Annotated in this window: 13 protein-coding genes; 9 read left to right on the plus strand and 4 right to left on the minus strand. The window is 44.5% G+C overall.

Features of this window, described 5'->3' with window-relative positions:
- The first annotated feature begins 2 nt into the window (after positions 1 to 2).
- The 9 genes from cysE to GMES_RS07850 all read left to right on the plus strand — a co-directional run bounded on the left by cysE (position 3) and on the right by GMES_RS07850 (position 6,815).
- A complete protein-coding gene (gene cysE / locus GMES_RS07810; RefSeq protein ID WP_006992092.1) occupies positions 3 to 806 on the plus strand; it encodes a serine O-acetyltransferase in 804 nt (267 codons plus the stop codon).
- Positions 807 to 931: 125 nt separating this feature from the next.
- A complete protein-coding gene (gene iscR / locus GMES_RS07815; protein WP_006992093.1) occupies positions 932 to 1,417 on the plus strand; it encodes a Fe-S cluster assembly transcriptional regulator IscR in 486 nt (161 codons plus the stop codon).
- Between the two features lie 16 nt (positions 1,418 to 1,433).
- Positions 1,434 to 2,657, plus strand: coding sequence for an IscS subfamily cysteine desulfurase (locus GMES_RS07820; RefSeq protein WP_006992094.1), 1,224 nt, complete (start codon positions 1,434 to 1,436; stop codon positions 2,655 to 2,657).
- A 63-nt stretch (positions 2,658 to 2,720) separates the two neighbouring features.
- Positions 2,721 to 3,101: a Fe-S cluster assembly scaffold IscU gene (gene iscU, locus GMES_RS07825; protein ID WP_006992095.1), complete on the plus strand. Its 381-nt coding sequence runs from the start codon at positions 2,721 to 2,723 to the stop codon at positions 3,099 to 3,101.
- Positions 3,102 to 3,126: 25 nt separating this feature from the next.
- Positions 3,127 to 3,450 (plus strand): iron-sulfur cluster assembly protein IscA, encoded by a 324-nt coding sequence (gene iscA, locus GMES_RS07830; protein ID WP_006992096.1) that lies wholly within the window; start codon positions 3,127 to 3,129, stop codon positions 3,448 to 3,450.
- Between the two features lie 134 nt (positions 3,451 to 3,584).
- Positions 3,585 to 4,112 carry a co-chaperone HscB gene (gene hscB / locus GMES_RS07835; protein WP_006992097.1) on the plus strand — a complete coding sequence of 176 codons (528 nt, stop codon included), beginning with the start codon at positions 3,585 to 3,587 and terminating at the stop codon, positions 4,110 to 4,112.
- A 20-nt stretch (positions 4,113 to 4,132) separates the two neighbouring features.
- On the plus strand, positions 4,133 to 6,001 hold the full coding sequence (gene hscA / locus GMES_RS07840; protein WP_006992098.1) for a Fe-S protein assembly chaperone HscA: 1,869 nt from the start codon (positions 4,133 to 4,135) through the stop codon (positions 5,999 to 6,001).
- 46 nt (positions 6,002 to 6,047) lie between these two features.
- A complete protein-coding gene (gene fdx / locus GMES_RS07845; protein WP_006992099.1) occupies positions 6,048 to 6,386 on the plus strand; it encodes an ISC system 2Fe-2S type ferredoxin in 339 nt (112 codons plus the stop codon).
- 138 nt (positions 6,387 to 6,524) lie between these two features.
- Positions 6,525 to 6,815, plus strand: a complete 291-nt coding sequence (locus GMES_RS07850; protein WP_006992100.1) for a YebG family protein — start codon at positions 6,525 to 6,527, stop codon at positions 6,813 to 6,815.
- 156 nt (positions 6,816 to 6,971) lie between these two features.
- On the opposite strand, the gene GMES_RS07855 is transcribed toward GMES_RS07850, so the two are convergent.
- The 4 genes from GMES_RS07855 to map form a co-directional block, all read right to left on the minus strand.
- Positions 6,972 to 8,747, minus strand: coding sequence for a bifunctional ornithine lipid synthase OlsF (locus GMES_RS07855; protein WP_006992101.1), 1,776 nt, complete (start codon positions 8,745 to 8,747; stop codon positions 6,972 to 6,974).
- Positions 8,748 to 8,857: 110 nt separating this feature from the next.
- Positions 8,858 to 9,676, minus strand: a complete 819-nt coding sequence (locus tag GMES_RS07860; RefSeq protein ID WP_006992102.1) for a UDP-2,3-diacylglucosamine diphosphatase — start codon at positions 9,674 to 9,676, stop codon at positions 8,858 to 8,860.
- Between the two features lie 135 nt (positions 9,677 to 9,811).
- Positions 9,812 to 12,424: a [protein-PII] uridylyltransferase gene (glnD, locus tag GMES_RS07865; protein ID WP_006992103.1), complete on the minus strand. Its 2,613-nt coding sequence runs from the start codon at positions 12,422 to 12,424 to the stop codon at positions 9,812 to 9,814.
- A 147-nt stretch (positions 12,425 to 12,571) separates the two neighbouring features.
- The gene (map, locus tag GMES_RS07870; RefSeq protein WP_006992104.1) at positions 12,572 to 13,363 is read right to left on the minus strand and encodes a type I methionyl aminopeptidase; all 792 of its coding nucleotides are present in this window, start codon (positions 13,361 to 13,363) and stop codon (positions 12,572 to 12,574) included.
- Between the last annotated feature and the right edge of the window lie 292 nt (positions 13,364 to 13,655).

Consider the following 13,655-nt stretch of genomic DNA (forward strand, 5'->3'; position numbering starts at 1 on the left):
CTATGTTCGAACGTATTAAAGAAGACATCCAGAGTGTATTTCACCGCGATCCAGCAGCGCGCAATACGTTCGAGGTTTTAACGAATTACCCAGGGCTGCATGCCATTTGGTTTCATCGTTTAAGTCATCGGTTATGGAAGGCCAACTGGCACTGGTTAGCCCGTAGCTTATCAACGTTCTCCCGTTGGGCGACAGGAGTCGAAATACATCCTGGCGCTAAGCTTGGCCGTCGCTTTTTTATAGATCACGGTATGGGCGTGGTGATAGGTGAAACCGCAGAGATTGGCGATAACGTTACGCTATACCATGGCGTCACCCTAGGCGGTACTTCATGGAGTGCTGGTAAGCGTCACCCTACCTTAGAAGATAACGTCGTGATTGGGGCCGGGGCTAAAATACTGGGGCCTATTACTATGCATAAAGGCGTGAAAGTGGGCTCTAATTCTGTTGTGGTAAAGGATGCCCCTGAGAACGCTACCGTTGTGGGTATTCCTGGGCGCATCGTGATGCCAAGCGCGAGTAAAGAACAGAATGGCCACCGGGCTAAAATCGCCCGTAAGTATGGCTTCGATGCCTATGCTATTTCAGATGAAAACCCTGATCCTGTCGCAAACGCCATTGGGTTAATGCTTGATCATGTTCACCTTATTGATACCAAAGTGGAAGAAATGTGCAAAGAGATCAATAACATGGGAGGGAGCGTTTGCGGTAAATCATTGCCCACCCTTGAAATCGATAGCTTTGGTGATCATTTAACGACTGCGGAAAAGGAATCGGCAAAGAGGTCGTTCGATCCACAAATTTAGCGGTGTTGGTAAATTACACTGTAAAACCTAGCCCCCTAATACTTGACTAAAACAGTAGGATAAATACTTGACTAAAATAGTCGGGTTTGGGACAATAGCTGCAAGTTTTTAGCTAGGTGTTCAGAATGAAATTAACTTCTAAAGGTCGTTACGCTGTTACAGCAATGCTGGATGTAGCCTTACATTCACAGCGCGGTCCCGTGTCGTTAGCAGATATATCTGAGCGCCAAGAAATATCGTTATCTTATTTAGAGCAACTTTTTTCACGTCTACGCCGAGAAAAATTAGTAGACAGTGTGCGTGGGCCAGGCGGCGGTTATAAGTTAGGCCGCCAACCCAGCGACATTCCAATCGGTGAGGTGATTCGCGCGGTAGATGAGTCCGTTGATGCAACGCGCTGTCAAGGCCAGTCAGATTGCCAAGGTGGTGAGCGTTGTTTAACCCACAGCTTGTGGCAAGATTTGAGTGAGCGCATCAGCCTTTTTCTCGATGGCATTACCCTTGGAGAACTGATGGCGCAGCACGACGTGAAATTAGTAGCAGACAGACAAGATAAAACGAAACACCTCAATTATATTGCTGGCAACGAAATCGAAGTGAGCCTGCAGTAAATAAGCGGAGTAGACAATGAGCGACATTAAGTTACCAATTTATTTAGATTATTCATCAACCACCCCGGTTGACCCTCGCGTTGCTGCCAAAATGGCAGAATGTTTAACCAACGAAGGCAACTTTGGTAACCCTGCGTCTCGTTCTCACCGTTTTGGTTGGGTAGCAGAGGAAGCCGTTGATATTGCACGTAATCAAATCGCTGATTTAGTTAATGCTGACCCTCGTGAGATTGTTTTCACCTCAGGTGCTACTGAATCAAACAACCTTGCCATCAAGGGCGCGGCTCACTTTTACAGTAAGAAAGGTAAACACCTTATTACGGTAAAAACCGAGCATAAAGCCGTACTTGACACCTGCCGCCAGTTAGAGCGTGAAGGGTTTGAAGTGACGTATTTAGACCCAGAGCCGAACGGCTTGGTAGATATCGAAAAATTCACAGCGGCCATCCGCCCAGATACTATCCTTGCTAGCGTTATGCACGTGAACAACGAGATTGGCGTGATCCAAGATATCGCAGCTATCGGCGAAGTGTGCCGCGAGCGTAAAGTGTTGTTCCATGTTGATGCCGCCCAGAGCACAGGTAAAGTAGCAATTGATTTACAAGCATTGAAAGTAGACATGATGTCGTTTTCAGCGCATAAATCTTACGGCCCTAAAGGGATTGGCGCACTTTATGTTAGCCGCAAGCCTCGTGTTCGCTTAGAAGCTCAAATGCACGGTGGTGGCCATGAACGTGGTATGCGCTCTGGTACCATGGCGACTCACCAGATTGTGGGTATGGGGGAAGCATTCCGCATTGCTAAAGAAGAAATGGCCACCGAGAACGAACGTATTCTCATGCTTCGTAATCGCTTATGGGATGGTATCAAAGACATTGAAGCGGTTTACATCAATGGTGACATTGAGCAACGTGTTGCTGCGAACTTAAATGTGAGTTTTGCATTCGTTGAAGGCGAATCTTTGATCATGGCCCTTAAAGATATGGCCGTATCATCTGGTTCAGCTTGTACGTCAGCCAGTCTAGAGCCGTCTTATGTACTTCGCGCACTTGGTTTGAATGACGAATTAGCGCATAGCTCAATTCGTTTCACTATCGGTCGTTTTACCACTGAAGCTGAAATCGACCATGTGATAAGCGTAGTACGTAATGCAATCGACAAATTACGTGATATGTCTCCTTTATGGGATATGTACAAAGAAGGCATTGATTTGAATACTGTTGAGTGGGCTCACCACTAGTATTTGAATAATTTATAGAATTCACAGTAAGGCGAAATCGTCTTCAAAAATGAGGTAACCATCATGGCTTACAGCGAAAAAGTAATCGATCACTATGAAAATCCACGTAACGTGGGTGGTTTTGACAAGAATGACCCTAGCATTGCAACCGGCATGGTTGGCGCGCCAGCATGTGGTGACGTAATGAAATTGCAATTGAAGATTGGTGCTAATGGCATTATCGAAGATGCAAAATTCAAAACCTATGGCTGTGGTTCGGCGATTGCGTCTAGCTCATTGGTTACGGAATGGGTTAAAGGTAAATCAATTGACGATGCCGTGAAGATTTCGAACATGGACATTGCTGAAGAGCTTGCCTTACCGCCAGTAAAAATTCACTGCTCTATTTTGGCAGAAGACGCTATTAAAGCAGCCGTTGAAGATTACAAAAAGAAACAGCAGTAAACGTTAAACGAAAGAGGAGACCATAGTGGGAATTAAAATTTCTGAGGCCGCGGCACAACGAGCATCTAGCTTTCTGCAAAACAGAGGCTCAGGGCTAGGCTTGCGCTTAGGAGTCAAAACCACGGGTTGTTCTGGTTTAGCGTATGTGTTGGAATTTGTCGACGAGTTAAACGAAGATGACCACGTTTTTGAAGATAATGGCGTTAAAATCATTATCGATGGTAAAAGCTTGGTGTACTTAGACGGTACCGAATTAGATTTTGCCAAAGAAGGCCTTAACGAAGGGTTCCAGTTTAATAATCCTAACGCAAACGGCGAATGTGGCTGCGGCGAAAGTTTCAACGTATAGGTTTGCTATACGTGGCTGTCAAAGAAGCAGGCTAACAGGCCTGCTTTTTATTAACGACGATTAACACGTATCACGATGTAGACGCTTCCATTGTCTACACCTTCATAGGCCAAACTCAAAAGACGCTAATTGATATGAATTATTTTGCGCTATTCAACCTGACGCCTTCATTCGATGTAGACAAAGCGACGCTTGCAGCGACGTACCAACAACTACAAAAACTCACGCATCCGGATAAGTTTGCTACCGCCAGCGAGCGCGACAAACTCATTGCATTGCAAAAAAATGCGCAAGTTAATGACGGCTATCAAGTATTAAAAACGCCTCTAAGTCGCGCCGAGCACATGTTAGAGCTACGTGGTGTTGAATTACAGCACGAGCAAAAAACCATGCAAGACGGTGCATTTTTAATGCAGCAAATGGAATGGCGTGAACAATTAGACGAAGCTCAACATGCCAGCGATCCCCTAGAAGCCCTTGAGTCTTTAGATGACGAAGTGGCGGCGGATATTAAAAGGTTGTTGAGTGAGCTTGGGGCTTTTCTTGAGCAATCCGATGAAGCGGCGAATGAAAATGCTGCAAATCTGGTACGTAAGCTTAAATTTTTATTTAAGCTACGTCACGAAATTGAAATCAAAGAAGACGCGTTAAGCGACTTTTGAATAACTAAACGGTTTTTATAATGGCATTACTCCAAATTGCAGAACCTGGCCTGAGCGCGGCACCTCACCAACGTAAACTTGCGGTGGGTATTGATTTAGGCACAACAAATTCTCTAGTGGCGACTGTTCGCAGTGGCCAGGCAGAGACGTTAGGCGATAACAATAACCAACACCTTTTACCTTCAGTGGTCAGTTACACAGCTGATAACGTGGTGGTGGGTGAGCAAGCCAAGCGTGACGCTAGCCTCGACCCTGCAAATACCATCGTTTCAGTAAAGCGTTTCTTGGGGCGTAGTCTTAACGATATTCGCAGTAGTTATCCTGACTTGCCTTATGATTTCGATGAGTCAAACCCAAACTCGCCACTGCTCAACGTCACAGGTCGCCAAGTGAACCCCGTTGAGGTGTCATCTGAAATACTCACAGCTCTTCGTCTGCGTGCGGAACAAGTTCTAGGTGAAGAGCTAAGTGGTGCAGTGGTCACCGTTCCTGCGTATTTCGATGATGCACAACGTCAAGGTACCAAAGATGCTGCTCAACTAGCCGGATTAAAAGTGCTGCGTTTATTAAACGAACCCACTGCGGCGGCCATCGCTTATGGTTTAGACACTGCCCAAGAGGGCGTGATTGCCGTTTATGACTTAGGCGGCGGCACATTTGATATCTCCATATTACGCCTTAGCAAAGGTGTGTTTGAGGTATTAGCCACAGGCGGTGATTCGGCACTCGGCGGCGATGACTTCGACCATGTTATCGTAAAATATTTTCGCCAGCAGCTTGGCCTAGAGGGGACGTTATCAAAACGTCTGCATCGAGTCCTATTGGACAAAGCAAAGTTTGCCAAAGAAACCTTGAGCGATAAGAACTCTGTGACAGTAGATTTTGCCGATGACGAGCAAAAGACCCTTAGTCTATCTATTAGTCGAGAAACCTTTGAAGGTTTGATTGCTGACTTAACAAAAAGCACACTACGCGCGTGTCGCAGGGCGCTGAAAGACGCTGAGTTAGAAAAAGACGAAGTGCTAGAAGTTGTTATGGTTGGCGGTTCAACCCGCGTACCTTATGTGCGTGAACAAGTGGGTGAATTCTTCGGGCAAACCCCTTTAACCTCTATTGATCCTGATAAAGTGGTGGCCATTGGCGCCTGTATTCAAGCTGATATTTTGGTAGGTAATAAGCCTGACGGCGAAATGCTGTTACTGGACGTATTGCCACTGTCTCTTGGCTTAGAAACTATGGGCGGTTTGGTTGAGAAAGTCATTCACCGTAATACCACTATCCCTGTGGCGAAAGCCCAAGAATTTACGACATTTAAAGATGGCCAAACGGCCATGATGATCCATGTGTTGCAAGGAGAGCGCGAACTGGTTGATGACTGTCGTTCGTTAGCAAAATTTACCTTGCGCGGTATTCCGCCCATGGCGGCTGGTGCTGCGCACATTCGTGTCACCTTTCAGGTAGATGCAGATGGTTTGCTTAACGTCATGGCTATGGAGAAATCCAGTGGCGTTCAAGCTGAGATCCAGGTTAAACCCTCTTATGGATTAGACGAATCACAAATCAGCGATATGCTGAAAGCGTCCATGCAGAACGCCACAGGCGACATGCAGGCCCGCATGCTTAAAGAGCAACAAGTAGAAGCTGCAAGAGTACATGAAGCTCTACAAGCTGCGCTGAATGCAGATGGAGCTGAGCTATTGAGTGCAGCGGAAATCGACACCATTCAAGCCAGCCTTGTGGTGTTGGATACTGCAGGTAAAAATGATGATATCGATGCGATAAAGCAAGCGATTAGCGCAGCCGATGCAGCGAGTCAGATATTTGCAGAAAAACGTATGGATCACTCGATCAAAAAAGCATTAGCCGGTCATACGGTCGACAGCATTTAATTTTATTTAGCGTCAGAATTAATTTTTCGATTTAAGGAAACAACAGATGCCACAAGTTATATTTTTACCTCATGCTGAGCTTTGCCCAGATGGTGCCGTACTCGAAGCGCCTTCTGGCACAACAGTATTGGACGTTGCTTTGAAAAACGGTATCGGCATTGAGCATGCTTGTGAGAAGTCATGCGCCTGTACCACCTGCCACGTCATTGTGCGTGAAGGGTTTGAATCTCTTGATGAGAGTGATGAGTTAGAAGACGACTTACTCGACAAAGCATGGGGACTAGAGCCTGATTCACGTTTAGGTTGCCAAGCTATTATTAAAGATGAAGATTTGGTAGTTGAGATCCCTCGTTACACTGTTAATCAGGTCAGCGAAGGGCACTAATTAAGAATAGTAAAGTCGCTTTAAAAGAAACCAGCTTAGTGCTGGTTTTTTTATATCTACACGTTGGCAAAAATGAACTGTACATAAAAACAGGTGTTATGCTATATTTTGTACAGACACGCAATTGAGGATACAAATATGGCCATTATTACCAGATACGTCGTTGAGCATAAAGGGGTTGAAAAGTTTGTGACCGCAGATAAAAAAGAAGCCGATAAATACGACAAGATGTTAGAAGTAGCAGATAACTTAGCCGAGTACATCGAAGCTAAGGGGATGAAGTTCGAAGCTGACGTTTTAGAAGATTTGGCGATTATGCTGTCTAAAAATAAAGACGCGGTTGGCAAGATGTTCAAAGGTACTGAAGCGAAGTCTGTTTTGTCTGATGAAAAAGCTGAAGTGGTCGCCCTTGGTAAAAAGAAAGCCTAAGCATCAGGGGCAAATCACAGCTCAATACTGAGAACTTATACCAACCCCAGTAAATCATTAGCCACTTAGCGAAAATTTAAATATAAACTAAAAGGCGACCGCCAGGCCGCCTATGGCCTCTCAGTAGTTCATTCCTTACCACTTAAGAACTTAAGGTTAACTTGCCTTTTTCAGTTTTATTTTTTCAGCTTTTCCCTCGCTTTTGGGGGCACCTTTTTCTTTTTTGACAGCATCGTGCGGCATATAACGTGCTTTTTTCTTCGCTTTGAGCATGTGAATGTCAGCTAAGACTAAGCCGTCGATACAATCTCCGAAGTCAGCATCAATATTAAAATCTAGGAAATGAATACCACCGTCGTCATAGGTTTCCGTATATTGTTTATACAGGGTCGGAACGGATACGCCCATGTTAGCCAGCATATGCTTGAGCAAGATGAAATCTTTTTTATAATCATCGCCACTAAAACTGTCAGCTAAATCGCTTGCCAAGTGATAGGGCGTTTTCGAGGTGGCAATGGTGTCTTGATGGGTAAAGTACAAGCGGTAAAATTGTACTAACAAGTCTTTGGCCGCTTTAGGGTAGGTATCGCTCATGGAAACAGGGCCGAACAAATAGCGATAGTTAGGGTGACGCTGCAAGAAGGCGCCGATGCCATACCATAAGTAATCTAAACTTCGTTTACCCCAATACCTAGGTTGTACGAAACTTCGTCCTAGCTCCAGTCCTTGTTCAAAATAGGGCTGCATCGCATCGGTATAGTTGAATAAGGTGGCTGAGTACAGCCCGTCGGTGCCTGACCGAGCCAGTAATTTTTTAGCCTCACCAAAGCGGTAAGCTCCCGCTATTTCTAAATCGTCTGCATCCCAGAGGATCAAATGAAAATACTGAGTGTCGTATTGGTCAATATCGCGTCTGCAGTTACTGCCTTCGCCTACTGCACGAAAGGCTATTTCACGCAGGCGTCCAATTTCGCGCATAATGGGCGAACTACCCGTGTATTGATATAGGTAGATTGCTTTGCCATCTGTGGTTTCTCCTAGATACTCACAATCACGTTTTATTGCCCGGCTTAATTCCGTGCGGTTTTCCGGCATAGCGATGGCCTTTTGCGTGGCAAAAATACCTTGCTTACCCATACCGATGCGATAAAGGTGTTTTTTGAGTAATCTAACTTGCTGAATTCGATCAATTTTATCATTGGCATAGGATTCAACTGGGATCACTTCGCCAATACGCATTGGCAAGTGCCTACGCTTTTGTTTAAACATTTCTGTGACCAGAAGCATGGCCGCCAGTGGCTTATACAGCATGGATACGCCATAAAATAGGGGAGAGTTTTTAGCATCAATAAATACTGGCAGGATAGGGGCTTTCGCTTGACGAGCAATACGCAAAAAACCGCTATGCCAATGGGTATCGCGCACACCTTGGGGGCGTAGCCTGGACACCTCCCCCGCAGGGAATATCAATAGTGCGCCTTCTTGCTCTAAATGCTGCTGAATGTTGTGAATATGATCTTTTGCGGTACCACCGTCCATGTTATTGACCGGTAATAACATGCAGTGTAACGGGTCGATTGTCATCAACATCTGATTTGCCACGACTTTTACGTCAGTTCTGATTTCGCTAACCAATTTTATTAGGGCTAGGGCGTCTAACGAGCCGATAGGATGATTAGCAATTATGACCAAGCGACCTTGGCTTCGAATATGTTCACGCTCGTTGTCGCGCACCGAATAGCTAACATTAAAGTACTCAAGGACTTGTTCAACGAATTCCAGACCCTGGTGGTGTGGATAGCTTTGCGCAAATTCGTTGATTTCTCGTTCGTGAAGCAAATGTCTTAGCACAAATCCTGCTGATTTAAACAACCACGGCTTTTCAGCCACTTTAGGGTAGTGCTTGTGTAAAACGTCATTAACCGTAAACATAGAGAGCGCCGCTATTGCTATTATCCGCACTCATAGTAGCGATGATATATGACGATTTGGTGCTAGTTAAATGGCAATTTGATTACAGTTACAAAGGGCGAAAGTAACCATCAGGCCGCTTTGTTTTGACTTTTTGTTTTGCTCATACGTAGGTTGAATAGGTTGCTGGCGTGAGCCGTTTGCGTCCAGTAAATTAGCTTTATTTCACCACTTGCTAATTCGGTTAAAGCTGAACAGTTCTCAATCCAGTCTCCATCGTTGTAATAGGTTTTTCCTTGGATGGTATCAACTTCTGGGTGGTGAATATGCCCACAAATGACGCCGTCTAGGTCCATTTCTGTTGCGCGGTTAATACACGCATACTTATAACGACTAATGGCTTTATTAGCCTCTTTTATATGGCTCTTTAAATAGCCAGCCAATGACCAATAAGGGAATTTAAGCGATGTGCGAGCGCGATTATACCAGCGATTAATAAATAATAAAAAATCATATGCCTTATCACCTATCCATGACTGGAGGGGCCCGAAGCAAACTTCTTGGTCAAACTGATCGCCATGAAGTACCAATAATTTTTTGCCGTCTGCGGTGGTGTGAATGGCTTCTCTAGCTATCTCAATTTCACCAAAGGTGATGCCATCGTACTTTTGCAGTGGAGCGTCATGATTGCCGGGCAAAAAGATAACGCGAGTGTCTTCCTTTGATAAACACATGAGTTTGTGCAGCACCTTGTTGTGCGCTTCAGGCCAGCGGAATTGCTTACTCATTGCCCACATATCGATAATGTCACCTACTAGGTACAATGTCTCAATTGTTGAATGATCTAAGAAGTCGAGCAAGTATTCAGCTTTACAGTCTTTACTACCTAGGTGAATATCAGATAACCAAACTGTACGGTAATGTGCGCGATAAACCAGTGTGTTTTTCATGGTAAAACCCTTTAGCTGTTTAGGACTTAGGCTAAAAGCAGGGTTTTACAGTAAAGTGACGGTAATTTGAAAGTATCATGACAGTGAGCTCTTACTGTCGATGTGAAGTAATGAGCTCACTGGTGTTGGTCGGTGTTAATCTAGGGTTTCAGACAAGCGCTTTTTAAGCTCAATTTCCTGGTTTTGCGTTAAGGCTTTTTCGTCACTATTGCTAATGATGAATAAATCTTCAGCTCGCTCGCCGATCGTAGCGATTTTAGCCATACGTAATGAAAACTCCATTTCCACCAATAGGTTCCCCACTTTCGCCAATAACCCTGGCGCATCTAATGCTTCGAGTTCAACCAAAGTGACATCAGGCTGACTGGAATAAAACCGGACTTTTGTGGGTACGTCCAGCTGTTTCATTTGACGGGACATTTTACGGCGGTTCTGGTGCTCTTCACCCGGCTTGTTTAGCTGATTGGTCACAGCTTCTTTTAAACTGCTTAAGCGACTCGCCGAGTCAATCCTGTCTCCAGATTGTTCCAACACAATGAAGCTGTCAAAAACGTAGCCATCATTGGTTTTCATGATTTGTGCATCATGAATTGAACAGTTGCGGCTATCAAGCACAGATGCAACCTGAGCGAACAAGTTGATTTTATCTTTACCATACACCAGTAATTCTGTACCCGATTTAGCGGTGTGTTCATTGGCTTCTACGAGTAAAAAATCATCTGTCATAGGGTGGGCAGCTAGAATAACGCCCGCATGCCACGCAATTTGATCGGGCTTGAAACGCACAAAGTAATCGTCCGTTAAGCGTTTCCAAAACTGTTCAACTTGGCTTTCATTTACGCCGCGGTTTACCAGTAATCTTTTTGCTTTGGTCTGATGTTCGTCAATTCTATCTTGCAAAGCAACCTTGCATTCCAAGCCGTTATCTAAGGCTTTTTGCGTGAGCAAATACAGTTCACGTAGTAGGGTGGCTTTCCAGTCATTCCATAGGTTGTCATTGGTGGCACGAATATCAGCCAGTGTAAGCACATAAAGGTGATTAAGGTGATTGTGCGTGCGCACATTACCCGCAAATTCGTTGATCACCTCTGGGTCGTAAATATCGCGGCGCTGAGCAATGACTGACATCATTAGATGGCTTTCAACTAACCAAGCGATGAGTTCGGCGTCTTTATCATTAATGTCATGCATGGCGCAAAACTCGGCGACATCTTTAGCACCTAATTTAGAGTGGTCACCGTTACGGCCTTTACCAATATCATGAAAGATAGAGGCAATGTATAACAGCTCAGGTTTGTCTAGGTTACGCACTATACGGCTACAACGAGGAAAGCCTGCATTGCCCTGACTGTATTGAAAAACGTTCTTAACTAAACGATGGGTGTGTTCATCAACAGTGTATGCATGAAATAAGTCGAATTGCATCATGCCAACAATATGATCCCATTGCGGCAAATAAGACTGCAAAATTCCGTGCTTATGCATTATGTCCCAACCTAGACCAAAGAAATCTGGGTGTTGCATCAGTTCAATGAACAGCGTGCGACAGCGAGGAATTTCGCAGTAATATTGACTATGAAACTTGCGACGAGCTAAGCGTAGTTGGCTGAGTACACTTGAATGCAAACCTTCGATTTGCGGCGTATCTGCAATCAGTAATAGGCACTGCAGAATGTCTTCTGGCTCATTGAATACGTTGTCATGCCGCGTGGCGAGTAGACCGTCAGCAATTTCAAAGCTTGGATTGATAATTGAGCGATCTTTGACTTTGATATGTAATACGTCGTGGCCAAAGCGTTGCAATAACATTTCGTTAAGCTCACTAATACGCCTTACCGTTCTGAAAAACGATTTCATCATGCGCTCGACAGATGCCTTACCATCATCACCATAACCTAAGCGGCTGGCTACATCGTTTTGATAATCAAATAATAAGCGATTTTCGCTGCGGCCAGCTTGCATATGCAGTGCAAATCTTATGCGCCATAAGTTAGAGCGGCACTCTAGCAGCTCTTGAAATTCTTGCTCAGTGAAGTAACCGCGTTCTACTAGTTCCGTGCCCTTCATCACCTTAAAGTGTTTCTTGGCTATCCAGCCGATATTTTGTATATCACGCAGGCAGCCAGGGCTCTCTTTCACATTCGGTTCGAGGTTATAAGAGGTGCCTTTAAATTTAGAATGGCGTATTTGCTGTTCTTTTGATTTAGCGATAAAAAAGTCTTTGCTAGTCCAATAACCGCGCCCATGAAGCTTTTTATTCAGAGTTAAAAAGGTATCTTGGTTGCCTGTCAAAAGCCTAGCTTCGACCAAATTTGTTGCTATGGTGACATCACCACGCGCTAAAGAAACAGTTTCTTTTATGGTGCGAACTGATTGGCCTATGTCTAAACCAACATCCCACAAAAAGGTGATAAACTGACCTATGGTATTTTGCTGGGCTTGAGAAAGAGAACTAGGGCTAAGTAGCAACAGGTCAATATCTGAATAGGGTTGCAGTTGGCCTCTACCGTAACCTCCTACAGCCACCAATGCTATTTTAGTTTCTTTATGCAGGTCGAGTAGTTCCCATGCATGGCATAAAAGAGCGTCAACAAAGGTAGCACGACCAAGAACAAGGCTGTCTACATCGACTCGGGTAAACTCACTTTCTAACCAGTCGTAACTATCGCTGATGCAGGCTTTAAATGCAGGAATGTCGTCAGTGGATTGAATAAGTTGGATTTGATTTATTAACGTTTGCAAAGACAAGATACGGTCCTTTATTCAATTGAATGACGATTTAATTACACAGATATACTCTTAAGGTTCGTCTAATTAAAGCCTGATGACAAATAACTAATTCCGGCAAGAATTAATTATTTATCATAAGCTTAGAAAAGAGTTTTCGAATGACGCTTAATGATTAATGACGCGCTCTATTTCCTCATCGTCCCGCAGGGTAAGAATTTCCACCCCGGTTTCAGTGACTAATAAGGTGTGCTCCCATTGAGCGCTAAGGCTGCGATCTTTGGTGACGACGGTCCAGTCATCAGGCAACACTTTAGAATAACGCTTACCTGCATTCACCATAGGTTCGATGGTAAAACACATGCCAGCTTCTAACACTTCACCTGTGTTTGGGCGACCATAATGAACGACCTGTGGCTCTTCATGGAAGTTAGCGCCGATACCGTGGCCGCAGTATTCGCGTACAATCGAATAGTTATGTCCTTCGGCATGTTGCTGTATGGCATGGCCAATGTCACCTAAACGCACACCTGGCTTTACCATCTTAATACCGATGTAAAGTGCCTCTTGGGTTACGCGGATAAGGCGATCAGTCATAATGCTTGGTTTGCCAACCACAAACATTTTTGACGTGTCACCGTGGTAACCGTCTTTTATAACGGTAACATCGATATTCACACTGTCGCCGTCTTTTAATTTTTTGTCAGCCGGAATGCCGTGACAGATAACATGATTAACAGAGGTACAGATAGACTTAGGAAACGGCGGATTACCGTAATTCAACGGGGCAGGGATGGCCTGTTGTTCATTAACGATGTAATCGTGACAAATTTGGTTCAATTCATCTGTGGTCACGCCTTTTTTGACGTGGGGACCAATCATTTGTAATACATCTGCTGCGAGTCGCCCGGCAACGCGCATTTTTTCAATTTCTTGTGCGGTTTTTATAGTAGCTGGCAAAGCAATGTCCTAATTTTTTCGGGTCTTAATAAATGTGGTTATATCTTAACTTTTCAAGGCGCTGGTGTATAGCGCCTATACCCAAACTTGAATTTATCTCATTCTCGTGATATAAAGCGCCCCGCTGAAACAACTGTTCATTAATATGTTCTTCTGAACTTGTCATAAAACGGTTATTTACAGCGACTAACTTATATTTAATAACACACATACATCGACACAGTTTTCGGGGTGTTTGTGCAAGATTCGTCTGCACAGATCGAGACCTGGGATGTATGGAGGCCTAACCCCA

Source organism: Paraglaciecola mesophila KMM 241, from assembly GCF_000315015.1.
Classification (GTDB): domain Bacteria; phylum Pseudomonadota; class Gammaproteobacteria; order Enterobacterales; family Alteromonadaceae; genus Paraglaciecola; species Paraglaciecola mesophila.

What these genes read in the sequence shown, in the direction of transcription:
- cysE (WP_006992092.1), top strand. Translation starts at nt 3, where the DNA reads ATGTTCGAACGTATTAAAGAAGACATCCAGAGTGTATTTCACCGCGAT.
- iscR (WP_006992093.1), top strand. Translation starts at nt 932, where the DNA reads ATGAAATTAACTTCTAAAGGTCGTTACGCTGTTACAGCAATGCTGGAT.
- GMES_RS07820 (WP_006992094.1), top strand. Translation starts at nt 1,434, where the DNA reads ATGAGCGACATTAAGTTACCAATTTATTTAGATTATTCATCAACCACC.
- iscU (WP_006992095.1), top strand. Translation starts at nt 2,721, where the DNA reads ATGGCTTACAGCGAAAAAGTAATCGATCACTATGAAAATCCACGTAAC.
- hscB (WP_006992097.1), top strand. Translation starts at nt 3,585, where the DNA reads ATGAATTATTTTGCGCTATTCAACCTGACGCCTTCATTCGATGTAGAC.
- hscA (WP_006992098.1), top strand. Translation starts at nt 4,133, where the DNA reads ATGGCATTACTCCAAATTGCAGAACCTGGCCTGAGCGCGGCACCTCAC.
- fdx (WP_006992099.1), top strand. Translation starts at nt 6,048, where the DNA reads ATGCCACAAGTTATATTTTTACCTCATGCTGAGCTTTGCCCAGATGGT.
- GMES_RS07850 (WP_006992100.1), top strand. Translation starts at nt 6,525, where the DNA reads ATGGCCATTATTACCAGATACGTCGTTGAGCATAAAGGGGTTGAAAAG.
- GMES_RS07855 (WP_006992101.1), bottom strand. Translation starts at nt 8,747, where the DNA reads ATGTTTACGGTTAATGACGTTTTACACAAGCACTACCCTAAAGTGGCT.
- GMES_RS07860 (WP_006992102.1), bottom strand. Translation starts at nt 9,676, where the DNA reads ATGAAAAACACACTGGTTTATCGCGCACATTACCGTACAGTTTGGTTA.